Source organism: Salinicola sp. NYA28a, from assembly GCF_976982775.1.
Genome location: NZ_OZ334582.1, coordinates 3,168,174 through 3,185,093, shown reverse-complemented (window position 1 = coordinate 3,185,093; position 16,920 = coordinate 3,168,174). Strand labels below are relative to the sequence as shown.

Annotated in this window: 14 protein-coding genes; 7 read left to right on the top strand and 7 right to left on the bottom strand. The window is 61.3% G+C overall.

Going from position 1 to position 16,920, the window contains the following annotated elements; genetic code table 11:
- Positions 1–102 precede the first annotated feature (102 nt).
- Positions 103–1,056 (top strand): LysR family transcriptional regulator, encoded by a 954-nt coding sequence (locus ACWHY3_RS14345; RefSeq protein WP_448126835.1) that lies wholly within the window; start codon positions 103–105, stop codon positions 1,054–1,056.
- Between the two features lie 7 nt (positions 1,057–1,063).
- On the opposite strand, the gene ACWHY3_RS14340 is transcribed toward ACWHY3_RS14345, so the two are convergent.
- Positions 1,064–2,290 (bottom strand): MFS transporter, encoded by a 1,227-nt coding sequence (locus tag ACWHY3_RS14340; RefSeq protein ID WP_448126834.1) that lies wholly within the window; start codon positions 2,288–2,290, stop codon positions 1,064–1,066.
- 413 nt (positions 2,291–2,703) lie between these two features.
- Positions 2,704–3,294 (bottom strand): NADPH-dependent FMN reductase, encoded by a 591-nt coding sequence (locus ACWHY3_RS14335; RefSeq protein WP_448126833.1) that lies wholly within the window; start codon positions 3,292–3,294, stop codon positions 2,704–2,706.
- A 254-nt stretch (positions 3,295–3,548) separates the two neighbouring features.
- On the opposite strand from ACWHY3_RS14335, the gene yghU reads away from it, so the two are divergent.
- From yghU to ACWHY3_RS14315, 4 genes are all read left to right on the top strand, one after another.
- Positions 3,549–4,415, top strand: a complete 867-nt coding sequence (gene yghU / locus ACWHY3_RS14330; RefSeq protein WP_448126832.1) for a glutathione-dependent disulfide-bond oxidoreductase — start codon at positions 3,549–3,551, stop codon at positions 4,413–4,415.
- Between the two features lie 143 nt (positions 4,416–4,558).
- Positions 4,559–5,809, top strand: a complete 1,251-nt coding sequence (locus ACWHY3_RS14325; RefSeq protein WP_087718361.1) for a dicarboxylate/amino acid:cation symporter — start codon at positions 4,559–4,561, stop codon at positions 5,807–5,809.
- 22 nt (positions 5,810–5,831) lie between these two features.
- Positions 5,832–7,016 carry an N-methyl-L-tryptophan oxidase gene (solA, locus tag ACWHY3_RS14320; protein WP_332779141.1) on the top strand — a complete coding sequence of 395 codons (1,185 nt, stop codon included), beginning with the start codon at positions 5,832–5,834 and terminating at the stop codon, positions 7,014–7,016.
- An 82-nt stretch (positions 7,017–7,098) separates the two neighbouring features.
- The gene (locus tag ACWHY3_RS14315) at positions 7,099–8,151 is read left to right on the top strand and encodes a putative RNA methyltransferase (protein ID WP_332779142.1); all 1,053 of its coding nucleotides are present in this window, start codon (positions 7,099–7,101) and stop codon (positions 8,149–8,151) included.
- 65 nt (positions 8,152–8,216) lie between these two features.
- Here the strand turns inward: ACWHY3_RS14315 and ACWHY3_RS14310 are convergent, their stop codons facing one another.
- Positions 8,217–10,007, bottom strand: coding sequence for a putative bifunctional diguanylate cyclase/phosphodiesterase (locus ACWHY3_RS14310; protein ID WP_448126831.1), 1,791 nt, complete (start codon positions 10,005–10,007; stop codon positions 8,217–8,219).
- Between the two features lie 203 nt (positions 10,008–10,210).
- Between ACWHY3_RS14310 and ACWHY3_RS14305 the strand changes: the two genes are divergently transcribed.
- Positions 10,211–10,615 (top strand): transcriptional regulator, encoded by a 405-nt coding sequence (locus ACWHY3_RS14305; protein ID WP_448126830.1) that lies wholly within the window; start codon positions 10,211–10,213, stop codon positions 10,613–10,615.
- 102 nt (positions 10,616–10,717) lie between these two features.
- On the opposite strand, the gene cyoD is transcribed toward ACWHY3_RS14305, so the two are convergent.
- The 4 genes from cyoD to ACWHY3_RS14285 are packed head-to-tail and all read right to left on the bottom strand — an operon-like array spanning position 10,718 to position 14,767.
- On the bottom strand, positions 10,718–11,065 hold the full coding sequence (gene cyoD / locus ACWHY3_RS14300; protein ID WP_448126829.1) for a cytochrome o ubiquinol oxidase subunit IV: 348 nt from the start codon (positions 11,063–11,065) through the stop codon (positions 10,718–10,720).
- Positions 11,062–11,724, bottom strand: a complete 663-nt coding sequence (locus ACWHY3_RS14295; protein WP_332779146.1) for a cytochrome c oxidase subunit 3 — start codon at positions 11,722–11,724, stop codon at positions 11,062–11,064. The genes cyoD and ACWHY3_RS14295 overlap by 4 nt, the downstream gene beginning before the upstream one ends.
- Positions 11,721–13,826 (bottom strand): cbb3-type cytochrome c oxidase subunit I, encoded by a 2,106-nt coding sequence (locus tag ACWHY3_RS14290; RefSeq protein ID WP_448126828.1) that lies wholly within the window; start codon positions 13,824–13,826, stop codon positions 11,721–11,723. Before ACWHY3_RS14290 ends, ACWHY3_RS14295 begins: the two co-directional genes overlap by 4 nt.
- Positions 13,823–14,767, bottom strand: a complete 945-nt coding sequence (locus ACWHY3_RS14285; protein ID WP_448126827.1) for a ubiquinol oxidase subunit II — start codon at positions 14,765–14,767, stop codon at positions 13,823–13,825. The genes ACWHY3_RS14290 and ACWHY3_RS14285 overlap by 4 nt, the downstream gene beginning before the upstream one ends.
- Before the next feature lie 672 nt (positions 14,768–15,439).
- Here ACWHY3_RS14285 and ACWHY3_RS14280 point away from each other — a divergent pair.
- On the top strand, positions 15,440–16,903 hold the full coding sequence (locus ACWHY3_RS14280) for a catalase (protein ID WP_448126826.1): 1,464 nt from the start codon (positions 15,440–15,442) through the stop codon (positions 16,901–16,903).
- Positions 16,904–16,920: the final 17 nt, after the last annotated feature.

The window sequence follows — 16,920 nt, the reverse complement described above, 5'->3', positions numbered from 1 at the left end:
CCTGAATGCGGGTTTGGGATGCCGTGCATTCTGATAGTGTATGACCATCGCGTGTAGTAGCGTGATTCGCACAACGCCTATGCACAGGATGAATGACACGCCATGGATGACGCCCGCTTCGGCTCCGCCGATCGCCTCGAACTGTTGCAGACCTTCATGCGTATCGTCGAAACCGGCAGTCTGTCCGCCGCCGCCCAGCGCCTGGACGTGAGCCAGCCCACCGTCAGCCGGCGACTCAAGGCGCTGGAGAGCATGCTGGGGCTGCGGCTGGTGCAACGCTCGACCCATCGTCTCAGCCTGACCGATGACGGCGAGCGCTGCTTTCGCCATGCCCAGGGCGTTTGCGAGCGCTGGGACTCGATGGCCCAGGATCTCCAGGGATTGACCGAGACGCCGCGTGGCAGGCTGCGCGTGCTGGTGCCGCATGCCTTCGGCCAGGAGCAGCTGCTGGAACTGCTCGAATCCTACCTTCGAGACTGCCCGGAGGTCAGCGTCGAGTGGCTGCTGCACGATCGCTATCCGGACTTCATTGCCGAAGGCATCGACTGCGTGATTCGTGTCGGCAAGGTAGAGGACCCGGCGGTCGTCGCCGTGCCCGTAGCGGAGGTGCCGCGTATCGTGGTGGCCGCGCCGGAAGTGGTGGCCGGGATCGAGATCGACGATATCGATGCCGTGGCTTCGCTACCCTGGCTGGCGCTGCGCACCTTCTACCGCGATCGCGTCTCGCTGACACACGCCGTCGACGGTCGCGAGCAGCACTTCGCCATTGCCCCGCGGGTGAGCACCGACAACCTGGCGGCCATCCGCCGGCTCGCGGTTTCCGGCTTCGGCGCCGCCATCGTCTCGGCCTGGCGGGTTGCCGACGATCTGGAAGAGGGGCGTCTGATCCAGCTGGTGCCGAGCTGGTATCCCTCGCCGCTGCCGGTCTACCTGGTCTATCCCTACGCCGACGACTATCCGCCGCGTCTGCGTCGCTTCATCGAGCTGATGCGCGAGCAGGCTCCCGGCATGTCGGGCATGACGATGCGCCGGGAGAACCCGCCTGCCGCCCGATGAGGCGCTGCTAGCCGGCGGATGCCTGACGCCGCCTTTCGTGCACGATCAGCCTGGCGGCGACGGTCGCCGCGATCAGGCCGGAGGCTGCGGCCACCATCATCGCCCAGCGCGGCCCGGCATGGTCGGCCAGCCAGCCGACGATCGGGGCGCCGAGCGGCGTGCCTCCCATGATCACCGCCATCCGCAGCGCCATCACGCGGCCGCGCATGGCGGGATCGGTGGTCAACTGCATCAGCGCGTTGGACGCCGTGTTGAAGGTCAGCGCCGAGAACCCGGTCATCGTCAGCATCGCGGCGAACACGATGACATGGGGCGCGACGCCGGCCAGCATGCAGAAGACGCCGAAGGCGAGCGTCGACATCGCCAGCAGCGGCAGGGTGGGTCGTTCGCGACGGGCAGCCAGGAGCGCGCCGCCCACCGAGCCGATCGCCAGTGCCGAGGTCAGAAGGCCGTACTGGTCGGCGCCGCCGTGAAAGACGGTGACCGACATGGTGGAGATATAGATCGGGAAGTTGAAACCGAAGGTGCCGATCAGAAACAGCATGACCATCATCGCTTTCAGGTCGGGGCGTCTCCACACGTAACGAAAGCCTTCCAGCAGGCCGCCGGCGCGCCGGCCCGACTTGAGCGACGTGTAGAGCTGATCGGTCCGCAGCAGGAACAGCGATCCGAGCACCGCCGCGAAAGAGACCGCGTTGACGAGAAAGACCCAGCCGGTGCCGATCGCGGCGATCAGCACGCCGGCCACCGCCGGGCCGATCATCCGCGCGCTGTTGAAGGAGGTCGAGTTGAGGGCGACGGCATTGGCGAGATAGCGCTCGCCGACCAGATCGTTGACGAATACCTGGCGGGCAGGGCCGTCGAAGGCGGTCACGCAGCCGAGACCGAGCGCGAACGCATAGACCTGCCACAGCGTCACCACGCCGGTCACCGTGACCAGGCCGAGCCCCAGCGCCAGCAGGCCCAGCAGCGCCTGGGTCAGCATGATCAGCCGGCGGCGGTCGAAGCGATCCGCCGCGTAGCCGGTGAATGGCAACAGCAGCAGTTGCGGGCCGAACTGTAGCGCCATGGTGATGCCCACGGCACTGGCGTTGTGGTCGGTGAGAATGGTCAACACCAGCCAGTCCTGGGCGACGCGTTGCATCCAGGTGCCGATATTGGAGACCAGCGCGCCGATAGCCCAGACCCGATAGTTGTAGAGCCGTAGCGAGCGGAAGAGTCGAGTATCGCTCATGGCGCGCGGGACGGCCCGCGGCGGGGCACGACTATCGTGGGCAAGGTCGTTGTGGAGACAGTCGGTGCGGAGACGGTCATTGTAGAAACCGTCGTTGTGGAGATAGGCGTTGTGGGAAAAGTCGTCGTCATGCGAAGTTCGAAGGTTCCTTGTCCATGAAGCCGAAGCCGGCCGGGATCCCTGGCCGGCGTTGTCCGCTGCCACGGGGAGTGCAGCCCTCTAGGCACTGTCTGAAAAGTACTGCGCTCGCCCATGCGGCGTTAAAAATCGGCTGGAGCGCCAGCCCGGTCCGCTTTCGCCGATTTTTGCCTTGCCTGGCCTTAGCTCGTCGACTTTTCAGACAGCACCTAGTGTAGCGCGTCGGTGGGGCAGGGGGCCTGGATCCAGCAGAGCGGACGCTGGAAGGACGGGCTCTAGAAGGGCGGTGCGCGATGCGTGCGCTGACGTTTGCCCGCCTCGGTCCACCAGGCCAGGTCGTCGGCAAACCGGCCGAAAGCACGCTCGAAGGAGGCGCCGGCATCACCGAGAGGCGTGCCACTTTCATCCAGTGTCTTGCCGATCTGCCCGACGGCGACCGTGCTGGAGATCACCACCATGCCCATCTCGGCCAGCGTGCCGCGCCAGGCCATGTTGGCATGGGCGCCACCGAGGCGGCCGGCGGAGTAGCTGACGATCCCGGCCGGCCGCCAGAACCACTCTTCCAGGAAGTGATCGGTCAGGTTCTTGAGCCCCGGCTGCATGCCCCAGTTGTATTCGCCGGTGACGAAGACGAAACCGTCCGCCTCGCGAATCTTGCCGGCCAGGGCTTCCATCGCCTCCGGCGCCTCGCCCTCGGGATACTCCTTGTACATGCGATCCAGCATGGGAAGATCGATCGCCCTGGCATCGATCAGTTCGGCGTCGATGCCGCGGGCAGCGAGCGTACGCACCGCATAGTCGGCCAGGCGGATACCGGCGCGGTCGGATCGGTAGGAACCGTAGAACACCAGGATGCGATCGGTCATGGGAAGCTCCTTGAAGCAGACAACGGCATTGACGGGTTCCGTCAGATTAGGCTCTGAATGAAAAGTCGGCGAGCGATGGTGGCTGCATCCGGACATCGCCTTCGGCGGAATCGGATGACAGCGGCCGAGAGGTTGGTTTTTGCTCGAGGGGTCGCAAGATAATCCTTAACACGCTACCTTCCTTGGTAACCCTTACGACTCGCCATGCGTTTTTTCGTCATACGGTGCCGAGTCTTCATCGAGAGGAAAACTTCATGAGCCAGCAAAACGAGTACGTTCCGCCGAAAGTCTGGACGCCCAATAAAGAGAGCGGCGGCAAGTTCGCCAGCATCAACCGTCCGGTCGCCGGGCCGACCCACGACAAGGCGCTGCCGGTCGGCAAGCATCCGTTCCAGCTCTACTCGCTGGCCACGCCCAACGGGGTCAAGGCCGGTGTCATGTTCGAGGAGCTGCTGGCGCTGGGCAAGGACGCCGAGTACGACGCCTGGCTGATCAAGATCGGCGACGGCGATCAGTTCGGCAGCGGCTTCGTCGAGGTCAACCCGAATTCCAAGATTCCGGCGCTGATGGATTACAGCGGTGACAAGCCGGTTCGCGTGTTCGAGTCCGGCTCGATCCTGCTGCACCTGGCCGAGAAGTTCGGAGCCTTCCTGCCGACCGACCCGGCCAAGCGGGTCGAGACCATGAACTGGCTGTTCTGGCAGATGGGCAGCGCGCCGTATCTTGGTGGCGGCTTCGGCCACTTCTACGTGTATGCGTCGGAGAAGATCGAATACGCCATTGATCGCTTCACCATGGAAGCCAAGCGTCAGCTCGACGTGCTCGACCGCCGGCTGGCTGAATCGCGCTATCTGGCGGGTGACGAGTACACTATCGCCGACATCGCCACCTGGTCCTGGTATGGGCAACTGGTGCTGGGACGGCTGTACGAGGCCGCGGAGTTCCTGGACGTGGAAAGCTACGAGAACGTCCAGCGCTGGGCCAGGGAGATCGACGCCCGCCCGGCCGTGCAGCGTGGGCGCATGGTCAACCGCACCTTCGGCGAGCCGGAAACCCAGCTTCACGAACGCCACGACGCCAGCGACTTCGACACCAAGACGCAGGACAAGATCGACGGCTGATATCGCGCATCTGCCGTCCAGAGCCCGGCTACGTGCCGGGCTTTTTGCGTTAGGCTTTGTCTTCGTTCATGAGCTTTATCTTTGGTCATGAAGAGAAGATCCGACAGAGCCATTCCGCCTACTGTTTTCGATAGGGCATCTCCATGAAAACGCTATTTCGAGGCTACCTCGACGCTTCCCTGATCCTGCGCGTGACCATCGCGCTGGTTCTCGGCGTGGTGGTCGGGTTGATCGGCGGTGAGACGGTCGCGAGCTGGCTGGCGCCGTTCGGCGATCTGCTGCTGCGATTGCTGCAGTTCCTGATCGTGCCGATCGTGCTGTTTACCTTGATCGTGGGCATCAATCAGGCCGATTTCGGCCGTATGGGGCGCATCGGTGGCAAGGTGTTTGGTTATTACGTGGCGACCTCGGCCATGGCGATCGTGGTCGGGCTGGCGGTGGCGTCGCTGTTCTCGCCGGGCAGTGGCATGACGCTGGACGACGGCGCCAGTATCGACGTGCCGGAAAACCCGGGGCTGGTCAGCGTGCTGTTGAGCATCGTGCCGGACAATATCGTCGGCGCGCTCGCCGAGCCCAATCTGCTGGGGATCATCTTTACCGCTTTCGTGTTCGGCATCGCGCTGCTGAAGATGCGTCACAGCGAGGGGCAGGGCGAGCTGGGCGAGAAGCTCTACGGCGTCATCGAAGGCTTGAATGCGGTGACCATGAAGGTGATGGCAGGCGTGCTCCAGTACGTGCCCATCGGGGTGTTCGCCATCGTGGCCGGTACGGTGGCCAGGCAGGGCAAGGATACCATCCTGTCGTTGGGCACCATGGTGATCGTGCTCTATCTCGCGCTGGCCATGCATCTGGTGCTCTATTGCGTATTGATGAAGGCGTTCGGCGTGCGCCTGGGAGCGTTCTTCCGCGAGGCGCGTACGCCAATGGCGACGGCCTTCGCGACCCAGAGCAGCACCGGTACCCTGCCGCTGACCCTGAACGCGGCACAGCGGCTGGGCATCCCGCAGAGCCTTTACGGCTTCAGCCTGCCGCTCGGCGCGACGATCAACATGGACGGCGCGGCGATCCGAATCGCGATCTCGGCTGTCTTTGCCGCCAACGTGGTCGGCATCCCGCTGGACTTCATGACCATGGTCGAGATCGTGCTGATCGGCACGCTGACCTCTATCGGTACGGCGGGGGTGCCCGGCGCGGGTATCGTGATGATCGCGACGGTCTTCGCTCAGGTCGGGTTGCCGATCGAGACCGTGGCACTGTTGACCTCGATCGATGCGCTGGTCGGCATGGGCTGTACCGCGCTCAACGTGACCGGCGATCTGACCGGCACCGCCATCATTGCCCGGAGCGAGGACAAGCAGGCGGATGCGCAACCCACTGAAGCCTCGACGGCCTGATATCGATCCCAGGAATTTTCGAATGCATTCTGAGACACACACGGATCTTCTGATCATCGGCGGCGGCAGCATGGGACTGGTGGCGGCGGATTATCTGGTGGCCTCTTCCGGTGCCAACGGCCAGCCCGCGGTGCGGGTGCTCGACGCCCACCGCCCGCCCCACGATCAGGGCGCGCATCACGGCGAAACCCGGTTGATTCGGCTGGCCTATGGCGAGGGCAGCGGCTATGTCTCGCTGGCCCTGCGCGCGCTGGAACGCTGGCGCGAGCTCGAGCGAGAGACGGGCGAATCGTTGTTTCTGCCCACCGGAGTGCTCAATCTCGGCCCGGCTTCGGCGCCGTTCATCCAGCAGGTCGAGGCGAGTGCGCGGCAGTATGATCTGCCGCTGGAGGGCTTGGACGGCTCGGCGGCATCCGAGCGCTGGCCGGGATGGCGGCTCGATGCCTCGATGCGCGGCGGCTTCGAATCCCGCGCCGGAGTGCTGCGGGTCGAGCGGATCATCGAGTGCTGGCGGCAGCGAGTCGAACGGAGTGCCAACGTGACGCTGACGTCAGGCGCTCGTGTCGTGCGCCTGGAGCCTCTGGAGCAGGGCGGTTATGCGGCGACCTGCGATGACGGTCGGCGATTCAGCGCCGACCGGTTGTTGGTTTCCGCGGGGCAGCACGTGGCGCCGCTATTGGCCGAACTCGGCATCGAGCTGCCGCTGACTCGCGTGCGCAAGACGTTCGCCTGGTTCGAGGCCGACGACCGCTATGTGTCGGAGCGCTTCCCCGGCTTCAGCCTCACCGACGACGAGCTAGGCATCTATTACGGCTTCCCGGACATCGATGGCGCCGGGTTCAAGATCGGCCGACACGATAGCGGCCAGATCCTCGCGCCGGGCGAAACGATGGCGCCGTTTGGCGAACATCCGGAGGATATCGCCGAGCTCCAGCAGGTGATCGACCGCTATCTGCCGGGCGTTGGTGCGCTGCGCCATGGCGCTGTCTGCCAGTATATCCGCACCCCGGACGAGCACTTTCTGATCGATGAACCGCTCCCCGGCCTGATCGTTGCCGGCGGTTTCTCCGGCCACGGTTTCAAGTTTGCCAGCGCCATGGGGGAGTCGCTGGGCCGATGGCTGACGAGCGGTCGCGCTGCGCCGGAACTGGCAGGGTTCGGGATCAGCAGACTATCGGGGCGCGACAACCAGGGTTCGCTGTCGTAGTCGTTCGTTCCGGAGCGCCGAGGCCTCGAGCGACGATGGATTTCGCGTACACTGGCGGGCTTCACGAGCAAGTGGTGGCATCATGTCCTTCATTCCTTTTTCCGCGCTGGCCTGTCCGCTGGACGGGGATCCAATGCATCGCCAAGGCCAGACGTGGCGCTGCGCGGCCGGTCACAGTTTCGATATCGCGCGGCAGGGCTATACCCACCTGCTGCCCGTCCAGCACAAGCGTTCCCGCGATCCGGGAGACAGCAAGGCGATGGTGGCGGCACGCCAGCGCTTCCTGAATGCGGGCCATTACCAGCCCATCGCCGAGGCGGTATCGCGTCTTGCCCTGGCGGAACAACCCACCGGCGACGCGTTCCGCTGCCTGGATGCCGGCTGCGGCGAAGGTTATTACCTGCGTCAGCTGGCGGCGGCGAGCGCCCCCGATGCCGCCTTGTCGCTGTTGGGCCTGGATATCTCCAAGTGGGCGGTGCTATCTGCTGCCAAGCAGGACAAGGGCGCCGCCAAGCAAGAGCGGGCGGTGTTATCTGCTGCCAAGCAGGACAAGGGCGCCGCCAAGCAAGAGCGGGCGGTGCTATCTGCTACGAGGCAGGACCAGGGCACCGCGACGCGGGAAAGCGCAGCCGGTCGACAAGTTTCGACCCATGGACGGGAAGAGCGTGTCAGTTGGGTGGTGGGCAGCAACGCCAATCTGCCGGTACAGGAGGGTTCGCTGGACTGCGTGCTGTGTCTGTTCGGCTTCCCCGTCTATCCGGAATTCGTTCGCGTGCTCGAGCCGGGCGGGGTGTTGATCCAGGCCGATGCCGGGCCGGACCATCTTCGCGAGTTGCGCGAGATCATCTACCCCAGCCTGAAACCGGAGCGCGAGCGATCGGCAGTGGTGCCCGAGGGGCTGGTGCAGCAGGACGTGGAGACGATCCGTTATTCATTGGCGCTGGAGGAGCCACAGGCCATTGCCGACCTGCTGGCGATGACGCCGCACCTCTACCGCGCCAGTGCCGAAGGCCGGGCCAGGGCGGAGGCGCTGGAAGCGCTCACCGTGACCGTCGATGTGCGCTTGACGCGATTCGTGCGAGGGGCTGGGAGCCGGGAGACCACACCGTCGGGGATCGATTCGGCGCAGACCTGATCCGGCCATTCAGGAGTGGTTCCGTGTCGAGTGATTCAGTGTCGAGTGGTTCCGTGTCGAGTGATTCAGCGTTGCCGTTGGTAATTATCCGCCCATTGAAGGGCTTCTTCGAAAGGCAGGGCGGGGCTGTAGTAGAAGCCCTGCCCGATGTCGCAGCCGAGATCCTTGAGATGCGCCTCGATCGAGACATTCTCTACCCCCTCCGCAATGGACTGCCGATTGAAGCTCTTCGACAGACCGATGACCGCCGCGACAATGGCTTCGTCCTCGGGGTTGTCGAGCATCCCCATCACGAAGGAGCGGTCGATCTTGATCTTCTGGGTGGGGAAAGTGCGCAGGTAACTCAGCGACGATTGACCGGTGCCGAAATCATCCAGCGATAGCTGCAGGCCGAGCTGGAGGCAAGCCTGGATATTGGCGGCAATGGTATCCATGTCCTCCTGCGGCGAGGCGCTTTCCAGTATCTCCAGCGTGAGCCGTTCCACCAGGCTTCGGTCGTGGTGTGCAAGGGTGCGGTGCAAGTGATCGACAAAGCCGCTATCCAGAAAACTGGATGGATTGACGTTGACACTGACCGAATAGGGCAGGCCACGCCGCATGATCTCTTCGATAGCCGTCACTGCCTTGTCGATGACGTATTTGCCTATCTCGATGTCGAGCCAGGTGTGCTCTATCTGCGGGAGAAAGCGGCCCGGCGGCAGAATCTTGCCCGAGGGCAGGCGCCAGCGTAGCAATCCTTCGAATCCCGTTACCGTGTCGAGGTGGTAGTCGATCGTCGGTTGATAGAAGAGTTCCAGCTGTTGCTGTGACAGTGCCAGGCGAACATCACGGGCGATGGCCAGGCGCTCGCGACGAGAGTGATGAAGTTTGAGATCGAAATAGCAGTACCCGTTCTTGCCAGCTTCCTTGGCCGAGTACATGGCCTGGTAGGCATGGTGCAGCAGCGCGTCCGCATCCGCTTCGTCATCGGGATAGCAGGTGATACCCATGCTGGCGGTAAGGCTATGGACGTGCTCTGCCGTCTGGATGGGGGCGCGGATCTGATCGAGGATGCGTTGACTGATCGCCGGCTTCAGCACGTCGCGCAGAATGATGGCGAATTCGTCCCCTCCCAGATACGTCACCACGTCCTTGCGACGCACGGCATCGCGCAGGCGTTCGGCGATGATCTGCAGCACGGCGTTACCAGCGGCGGTGCCGTGCGATTCGTTGATGCTCTTGAACCCGTCCAGATTGATCAGACAGACCGACAGGTTGCCCTGGGATTGCCTGGCAAGTGCCAGCTCTTCCTTCATCAGCTTCTGGAGCAGACCCCGATCGGGCAGGCCGGTCAGGGTATCGATCTGGTCGAGCGTCAGCCCTGGTGGGCGTTGGGTCAGCAGGTGACGGCCGATCTCGTCCTCGACCTGATGGGCAAGCACATGGAGCATCTCGAAATCCAGCGTCCGAGCCGGAATCGGCGACGTATGCAGGAGACAGAGCGTACCTATGCAGGATCCCTCGATGTCACGTACGGGTACGCCGGCGTAGAAACGCCAGTGGGGCGATCCGATGACCTGGGGATGGTTGGCGAACTCGGGATGACGCAAGGCATCCTCGATGACGAAAAGTTCGTTGTGACGCAGGGTGTGATGGTTGAGCGACAGGGCATCGGGGATATCGGTCGATACCGACCCTCCGCTGTTCCTGCACCATTGCTGATCGTTACCCACCAGGGTGAAACAGGCATCCGCTACCTTGTAATGCTGCCTGGCGATCCAGCGAACCCGGTCGAGCCGTTCTTCGGTCAATGCGTCGATTCGTCTTGTTTGGTTCATGACGTCTTGGCGCCATGTCTCGTAGCGATCCAGGTTCACGGCGTGGCACCTCATCAAAGCCTTTTACCTCGCCCCATCCCTGTGGCATTCAACGAGCATTTTCTAGTGAGACTGCGACCCAACGGCTACTATCGACTCCAAAATTCGATAGGGGGTTGAATTAATAATTCAATACAAATTTGAACTATGGTTCAACGGAAATTGAACAAATAGTTCAAATTCAATCCATGGATGAAAAAAGCATGTTCGCGTTGCGCCTCAAGGCGGCGCTTACCGCCGCTGGGTATGAACCTCGGCCTTCAGTACTGGAACGTGAGTTCAACTTGCGCTACTGGGGGTCGCCAATCACCTTCCAGGCGGTACGTCGGTGGTTGCGGGGCGATTCGATACCCTCGCAGGACAAACTGCAAGTGTTGGCGAGATGGTTGAGCATCGAGCCCCAGGTCTTGCGTTACGGTGAACAGGCTTCGCAGGTTCGCGCCCCCATGCAGGCGACCCGGGTCGTACCCGTCAATGGGGAGGAAGACGAGGTGCTGCGGATCTACCGTGATCTGCCCGAGGAGCAGCGTCAGGTCTTGCGGCAAGTGATTCTGGCGTTCGCCAGGGCAAACGATCTGCAGCCCGGCGATTCACAGGAATCGAGCTGATACCCATCGATGGCTGGCGCCTTTCGTGCCGGAGGCGCTACGGGAAGCCGGGCCGGGATCGATCGTCGCCGCGGGCGACCTGACCACGATCGATCCATCGGATCAGGGCAACATGTCGGGCATCATCCGATAGTAGAGATTGAAGAGAATCCACAGCGTACCGCCAACCATGATGGCCAGGATCAGGGCGGTAAACAGGATCAACTGCAGGTCCTCACGCTTGTTCTTGGCCAGCGTGATGTGCAGGAAGAAGCGGAAGTGGACCACGATCTGGATCACGGCGCAGCCGGCAATGACCAGATAGAGCGTTCCCGCTGCCATCTGCGTGTAGGCCGCCAGGCCGAACGGAATCAGCGTGAGGATCAGTGCCAGCCCGAACCCCCAGAGATAGCTGCGCAACTCGCTGGATTTCTCACGCGCTTCCTGCTCGGAAAGTTGGCGATGGCTCATACGATGCCTCCCAGATACACCAGCGAAAAGATGCCGATCCAGACCACATCCAGGAAGTGCCAGAGGATGGCCAGCCGCATCAGGCCGGTCTTGGTGGGCGGATCGAGCCCATGCACGGCAATCTGGCCGAGCAGGGCAATCAACCAGATACAGGCCCCGATGACGTGAAGGCCATGCAAGGGCACCAGGGAAAAGAACGCCGAGAGAAAGCCGCTTCGGCTGGGCACGCCGCCTTCGGTGAACATCTTGTGGAAGTCGTAGAGCTCATGGGCGAGAAACCCGAGCCCCAGCAGTAGCGTCACCAGTAGCCAGATGACGAGAACTTTCCGGTCGCTGCGATATTTCAGCGCCAACGATGCCATGCCGAACGTGAAGCTGCTGATCAATAACAGCATCGTTTCGATGAAGGCGCTCTTGAGTTCGAACAAGTCACTGGGGCCGGGGCCTCCGGCAGTACCGCCGAGCATGGTGACGTAGGTTGCGAAGAGCAGGCCGAAGACGATCAGGTCGCTCATCATGAACACCCAGAATCCGAACACCATCTCTTCGCGGGTATCCTCGCTCTCTTGATGGGCTGGCCCGAGATTGAGGCCGGGATGGTGCGCACGGGGTCTCGCCTGATCGGTGTGGCCGGGGTGTATCTTCGTGGTCGTCGTCATTGAACGGCTCCTTCCACGGGCGGCACGGGGAGCCCCCGGTTTTCCCTCGTCTGCTCTTTCGAACGGTCGACCGGCGTCGTTCGGCGCACGCATTCGATCCAGGCCAGGTGCGTGCGGCGAACTTCGTCGCCGGGTATGGTGCGCGTGGTCTTGCGCACGTAGCCGCGTGCAATGATGGCGACCAGCGTGACCATCGCCGCGAGAATCACCAGCCACCACATGTACCAGGTCAGACCAAACGCCATCGCCGTACCGGTCACCGCGATGATCACGCCCATGGCGCTGTTGGCGGGCATTTCGATGTCGGGGAATTCGTCCGGTACCTGGTAAGCCTTGCCCTGCTCTTTCTCGGCCATGAAGGCGTCGCGGCTGAACACTTCGGGGATGACCGGGAAGTTGTATTCCGGCGGTGGTGAACTGGTCGCCCATTCGAGGCTCCGTCCATCCCACGGATCGCCGACAAAGACGTTGTTATGATGGCGGTCTCGGACGCTCACCCAGAGCTGGATCAGCAGGAACAGCATGGCAAAGAGAATGACGATCGCGCCGCAACCGGCGGCAATGGTCCAGGGCAGGTACGCGGGCTCGAAGAAGGTCAGCGAGCGGCGCGGCATGCCCAGTACGCCGAGCGCATAAAGCGGGAAGAACGCCAGCATGAAACCGATGACCCAACAGTAGGCGGCACGTCGTCCCCAGCGTTTTTCCAGACGGAAGCCGAAGGCCTTGGGGAACCAGAAATTGGTAGCCGCCAGCATGCCGAAGAGCGTTCCGGGAATCAGCATGTTGTGAAAATGAGCGATCAGGAACAGCGAGTTGTGCACTTGATAATCGACGCTCGGGGTGGCGAGAATGATGCCGGTCAAACCGCCGATCACGAACAGCATGATGAATCCGACGGCGTAGATCATGGGAGCCGATAGTCTGACTCGTCCGCGATACATGGTCAGCATCCAGTCGTACACTTTTACACCGGTCGGGATGCCGATCAGCATCGTCGCGATGCCGAAGACGGCATTGATGGCGGCGCTCTGCCCCATGGTGAAGAAATGGTGGAGCCAGACGGTAAACGAGAGGAAGGCGATACATATGGTCGCGATCACGAGCAGGGTATAGCCGTAGAGTCGTTTTCCTGAAAAAGTCGAAAATACCTCGGAATAGATACCGAATGGCGTCAGAATCAGAATGTAGACTTCGGGATGACCGAAGGCCCAGAAAAGGTTGATGTAGTTCATCATGTTGCCACCCAGATCACTGGTGAACATGTGAAAATCGAGATAGCGATCCAGTGCCAGCAGGGCAGTGGCGACCGTCAGCGGCGGCATGCCGAAGATCATCAGGATGGCGGTGCTCAGCGCGGTCCAGGTAAACAGCGGCATACGAAATAGCTTCATGCCGGGCGCGCGCTTTTTATAGATCGTCACCGCGAAATTGATGCCGGTCAGCGTCGAGGAGAGCGTGGATAGCGTCACCGCCCAAATCCAGTAGTCGACCCCGGCATCAGGGCTGTAGGACAGTTCCGTATAGGGGGGATAGCCACTCCAGCCGCCAGTGGAGAATGGCGCCAGCACCAGTGAAATCATCATGATCGCCGCGCCCGCTGCGGTAAGGCCAAGGCTGATCTGATTCATGACCGGAAACGATAGATCGCGGGCGCCGATCTGCAGCGGCATGACGTAATTGATGATGCCGGTCAGGAACGGCATCGCCATGAAGAAGATCATGATCGTGCCGTGAGTGGTGAAAAACTCGCCGAAATGTTCGGGCGACAGAAAGCCCCCGTCCAGCCCGACGGCCTGCTGCGCGCGCATGAATGCCGCTTCGATGATCGCGCGGGAGAGCATGACCATGGCGATGACGATGAACATGATCCCGATTTTCTTGTGGTCCGGACTGGTCAGCCACTCCGACCACAGATATTTCCACTTGCCCAGCCAGGTCACCAGGATCACGGCGCCGAGCACGCCCAGCACGACCATTCCAGCGGCGCCGCCGGCAATGATGCCATTGATGATATTGAAGGTCGTCGGATCGCGAACGGCCTCCCAGAAGGGCAGGGCATCCCAGCCCAGGCGACCGAAGACAAAGTTCCAGATATCGCTCACGTTGCCTTCTCCCCGCCGTTGTCGTCAGCTTCATCGTGAGTGTTTTCCTCGGCATCAAAAGGCGCGGGGGTAGCGTTCGAGGGTGACATCCGTTCGTCCATGGTTTTGCGATTTTGGGGCGGCGATGGCGTCAGCGACGTCCAGTCGATCGGTGCATGGTGGGCAATGGCGTCGAAGAGTCGCGACGGAATGGGCGAAAATGCCATGAGATCGCTATGCTGATAGTTCTTGATTCCCAGCATGGCAGCGAAATCGGTGGCATCGCTTTTTTCGTTCAGCTGGGTGAAGCGTTGTCGATCGAGTCGATAGCCATCGCGTCGAGCATGAGCTACGAAGTCATCGAATTGCGCATCATCGACGACTTGGGTCATGAAGCGCTGACGATGAAAGCCACTGCCGTTGTACTGCATGTTCTTGCCCTGGAAGCGTCCCGTGTTGTCGGCTTGAAGATGAAGCTTCGTGACCATGCGATTCATGACGTCGATCTGGCTGCCGAGCGCTGGAATGAAGAAGGTCTGCAGCACGGTGGCCGACGTCAGCTGAAATGCGATGGGGCGATCTTCCGGCAATACCAGTTGCCCCATGCTGGCAATGCCTTGTTCGGGGTAGATGAAAAGCCACTTCCAGTCGAAGCCCACCACTTGAACCTGCAATGGCTGCTTGGCGGAATCGAGCGGGCGGTAGGGATCGAGCTGGTGGGTTTCTCGCCAAAGCACGACGGCCAGCACGATGACGACCACGACAGGCACGCCCCACATGGCGATATCCAGCCAGCGCGACATGTCCCAATGCGGTCGATAGACCGCATTGCCACGGTAACGGTAGCGCCAGAGGATGATCGGGGTCTGGATGATTACCGGTAACACCACGATCAGTGTAACGACCACCACGAACCAGAAATGGTGTTTCTGTGCCTCGGCGATCGGCCCCTGAGGATTCATGAAACCCGGTAAAGAATGGCTACAACCTGAGAGCAATGCCATGACGAAGAGTGTTATCCCGCCTCGACCGAGAGGGACGAACGAGTTGATGAATCCTTTCACGCCATGCTCCGTAAATGTGCCGTAATACTTGGTGAATGGTGTGACGAGCCCTCACTATAGAAACGATTTCTGGTTCCGGCATTGATGTAATTTAGCCATGCGATGGATTAGATCGATTTATAGGCACGATGAAAGCGATCTGATGGCTCCAGGTGCGGTATCGAAACGATGGATACATCCTTGGCGATAGAATTTCTCCATCGTTTTGATTTCCTTTATCTATTAAAAAATAGATTTGGCTAGATGTTGACTATCGCCAACGTCAGCGGAGCCGGGCCTTTACGATGCGAAGGCGATGCTCCCTGGTGAATTCACCCAAGGTCTTGATGCGACAATAACCGATTCGGGCCGATTAGCCTGGTGGACAGGACAGCACTCGCTATTTATACCTAGCATTAATCTGTGTTGTGATACTTCGCATATAGAAGTTCCATGCAGAGGTAGTCAAAGGTAAAGGCGATGCGCCAAACCAAGGGCCAAGCGACCGATAGAATCGATTGCGGTGCGAATCGCCAGACACACAATTAGCGTGGCAATGATGCCACGTCATAGAGATAACGGAGATAGCCTGTGACTAGCGACATTCGCAAACCGACGACGACAGAAGCCGGTATTCCGGTAGCGAGCGAAGAGAATGCGCTTTCCGTCGGCCCTGATGGCCCGATCGTGCTTCACGATCACTATCTGATGGAGCAGATGGCGGCATTCAACCGTGAAATGATTCCGGATCGTCAGCCGCACGCCAAGGGCGGTGGCGCTTTCGGCCATTTCGAAGTGACGCATGACATCAGCCGGTATACCAAGGCGAAGTTTCTGCAGCCGGGCAAGAAGACCGAGATGGTCGCGCGCTTCTCCACCGTTGCGGGTGAATCCGGTAGCCCGGATACCTGGCGCGATCCGCGAGGCTTCGCGCTCAAGTTCTATACCGAAGAAGGCAACTTCGACATGGTGGGTAACAATACCCCTGTCTTCTTCGTTCGCGATCCGATGAAGTTCCAGCACTTCATCCACTCCCAGAAGCGCCGTGCCGACAACGGTCTGCGCGATCACGACATGCAGTGGGACTTCTGGACCATGGCGCCGGAAACGGCCCACCAGGTGACCTGGCTGATGGGTGACCGTGGCGTGCCAGCCAGCTGGCGTCACATGAATGGCTACTCCAGCCATACCTACATGTGGGTCAACGCCGAGGGCGAGCGTTTCTGGGTCAAGTATCACTTCAAGACCGACCAGGGCATCAAATGCATGACCCAGGAGCAGGCGGACCAGATGGCGGGCAGCGATGCCGACTACCATCGTCGTGACCTGTTCAACGCGATCAAGCGGGGCGACTATCCGACCTGGACGCTACAGGTTCAGATCATGCCGTTCGAGGATGCCAAGACCTATCGCCTCAACCCGTTCGACCTGACCAAGGTCTGGCCGCACAGCGACTATCCGCTGATGGAAGTCGGCAAGATGACGCTGGATCGCAACCCGGAAGATTTCCATACCCAGATCGAACAGGCCGCCTTCGAACCCAACAACATGGTTCCCGGTACGGGCCTCTCGCCGGACAAGATGCTGCTGGCGCGCTCCATCTCCTATGCCGATGCACACCGTGCGCGTCTCGGGGTGAACTACAAGCACATCCCGGTCAACACGCCCAAGTCGCCGGTCAACAGCTACAGCAAGGGCGGCGCGATGCGCATGCGCAACGCCAGCGATCCGGTCTATGCGCCCAACAGCAAGGGCGGCTCCAAGGCCGATCCCGCGCGTTATCCGGAAGATGCCGTATGGTCGGCGGATGGCGAGTTCGTTCGCACTGCCTACACGCTGCGTCCGGCGGACGACGATTTCAGCCAGGCCAACGACCTGGTCAACAAGGTGATGGACGACGCGGCGCGCGACCGTCTGGTCAGCAACGTCGTCGGTCACGTCTCCAACGGTGTCGAAGAACCGGTGCTCTCCCGCGTGTTCGAGTACTGGCGCAACATCGACGAGACCATCGGCCGTCGTATCGAGGAAGGCGTCAAGGCCAATCGCGGGAAGTGACCTAGCGCTGCAGATAT